At 27.6% G+C, this 2,557-nt stretch carries 2 protein-coding genes; both read left to right on the top strand.

From position 1 onward, the window contains the following. Positions 1-224: 224 nt before the first annotated feature. Complete coding sequence (locus tag CD172_RS12100) at positions 225-1,955, top strand: DUF2075 domain-containing protein (RefSeq protein WP_103346487.1); 1,731 nt, start codon at positions 225-227, stop codon at positions 1,953-1,955. After that, entirely contained in the window at positions 1,948-2,271 is a 324-nt protein-coding gene (locus CD172_RS12095; RefSeq protein WP_103346486.1) for a nucleotide pyrophosphohydrolase, read from the top strand. The genes CD172_RS12100 and CD172_RS12095 overlap by 8 nt, the downstream gene beginning before the upstream one ends. Positions 2,272-2,557 lie beyond the last annotated feature (286 nt).

The raw sequence follows: 2,557 nt of genomic DNA, 5'->3' as shown, positions 1-2,557 counted from the left end.
GACAATATACTCTATATAAGTACACAGCTCGAGGTATTATTCTATATATAATAATTTTATAATACTAATTTATATTAAATACAACGCGTTTATAGTATTAATCTATCCTTTTGTCTGGTTTGGAAAAAGCGTTACAACTATAAGTAAAAGCACAACATAAATGATTATTATAAACTTAAGTTGAACAATGTAAAATATATAGTTGAATTTTAAAGGTGATAATAATGGGCAGCTTGTTAAAAATAGATAAAATGCAATATTCATTAAATAATCTTAATGATTCTGTACAAAAGTGGAAATCTTCTCCTGACGGTAAGTATTTTTTACGATATCCGACTGTCTACATAATTAATGATAAAAAAAGAGAAGACTTTTTTGAAGTTTATGTAGGTGAAACGGCTGATATTAGAAATCGAACTAGACAACACCTTAATGCAGATACAAAAATAAAGACGTATTGGAAAAACTTTTCGTTATCAGAAGATGCATCTATGTTTGTTATAGGTCATGAGTTGTTTAATAAATCCCTTACTTTAGATATCGAAAATAGACTAATGCAATATTTATTAAGTGTAGATAATATATCAAGGCTATATAATTGTAGAACTAATCAACAAAATGAATATTATACATCTGAACATTTAGACGATATTTTTTCCGATATTTGGAAGTCTTTAAATAAAAAGAATAAATCATTATTCCCAATTGAAAGTATTATTAAAGATTCTGCAATCTTTAAAGCTTCACCATTTCATAAATTAACTCAAGAACAAATTAACGCTAAAGAAGAAATACTAGATAAAATTAAAGAATCAATACTTCTAGATGAAGAAGGACAGTTAATAATTGTCGAAGGGGAGGCGGGATCTGGAAAAACAGTTTTGATGAGTACGTTACTTTATGAATTAGCAAAATACAATCTCGACCTAGATCAGAATTTAAATGTTCATTTATTAGTGAATCAAAATGAACATGTTACTATTTATAATCAAATAGCTAATAAATTAGGTATTTCAACTAAATCAAATAAGATTGTAAGTAAGCCCACTAGCTTTATAAATAGCCATTCAGTAAAAGATCCAGTTGATGTTATTATCGTAGATGAAGCACATTTATTATTAACACAAGGGAAACAAAGTTATCGTGGAAAAAATCATTTAGAAGATTTGTTAGATAGAGCTAAAGTCGTTGTAATAGTGTTTGATTTAAAACAAATTCTTACTACTGAACAAATATGGAAGATAGATAAATTAAATGACTATTTCGATTATGCTAAAAGACTAAATTATCATATAAAACTAAGAAATCAAATGCGTATTAATAGTGATGATGAGACTGTTAGTTGGATAAGAAATGTTGTAGATAATCAAAAAATAGAAGCTATTCCTCATGATAAAAAAGGTTATGAGATAAAAATTTTTGACACACCACTTCAATTAGAAGAAGCAATAAGAAATAAAGCTAAGAGTAAGGATTATGGTTTATCTAGAATGCTTGCCACTTTTGACTGGACTTATAAAAATAAACCTCCCGAATATGATGATTATTGGAGAGTTAGGGTTGGAAACTGGTCTATGCCTTGGAATTATCAACTTAAAAGAAATAAAGGTGAATCGAATTTACCATGGGTTGAACAATCCCATACTATTAATGAAATTGGATCAACTTATACTATTCAAGGATTAGATTTAAATTATGCTGGCGTGGTGATTGGTCCTTCAGTTAAGTATAGAGATGGAAAAATTGTATTTGATGAAAAAAGAAGCGCTAACAAAAAAGCCACTCGAAAGAGAACTTTAGAAGATGGATCTAAACAGCACTTTTCTAATATGCTTTTAAAAAATGAATTGAATGTTCTATTAACACGTGGTGTAAATGGATTGTATATCTATGCTGTTGATGAACAATTAAGAGAAGCACTAAAAAACGCATCTAAAGGTGATAATAATGAATGAAACAAAAAAAATAATTAATGAAATTAATCAATTTAGAGATGACCGTAACTGGCGGCAATATCATAATGAGAAAGACTTATCCTTGTCCATTAGTATTGAATCAGCCGAATTACTTGAATTATTTCAATGGAGATCTTCTAAAGAGGTTTTAGAGACAAAGCAAGATAGAATTGCTGAGGAATTAGCTGATATCTTAATTTATAGTTATATGCTCGCTGATAATTTAAATTTTGATATTAATGAGATAATACGTAAAAAATTAATTAAAAATGCTGAGAAATATCCAGTAGAAAAAATCAAAGGAAAAATAGATTGACTTAAAAGGTTAATCAATAAATACTTCAAATCATGTAAAATATGTAAAACTATTTAATGTGAATATTTAAATATTTTTTTAAATTTTGGTAGATGAAAAATTTTAAAGGACTAGGTAACAGTTAGTTGTTACTTAGTCCTTTATATCTTCACCAATCTAGACAAAGAGCTAGTTAATAAATATAAATTAAAAAGGGGCTGGGACATAGGGTTTCAGTTTCCAAGCAAAACACCACAAAAATCTTTTGAAATGATTTTTGTGGTGTTTTTTCATTTGAATTTCACTT

The sequence above is a fragment of the Staphylococcus agnetis genome (genome assembly GCF_002901865.1).
Taxonomy (GTDB): Bacteria; Bacillota; Bacilli; order Staphylococcales; family Staphylococcaceae; genus Staphylococcus; species Staphylococcus agnetis.
Note: the sequence above shows the minus strand (reverse complement) of the source record. Positions and strands in the feature narration are given on the sequence as shown.

What these genes read in the sequence shown, in the direction of transcription:
- CD172_RS12100 (WP_103346487.1), top strand. Translation starts at nt 225, where the DNA reads ATGGGCAGCTTGTTAAAAATAGATAAAATGCAATATTCATTAAATAAT.
- CD172_RS12095 (WP_103346486.1), top strand. Translation starts at nt 1,948, where the DNA reads ATGAATGAAACAAAAAAAATAATTAATGAAATTAATCAATTTAGAGAT.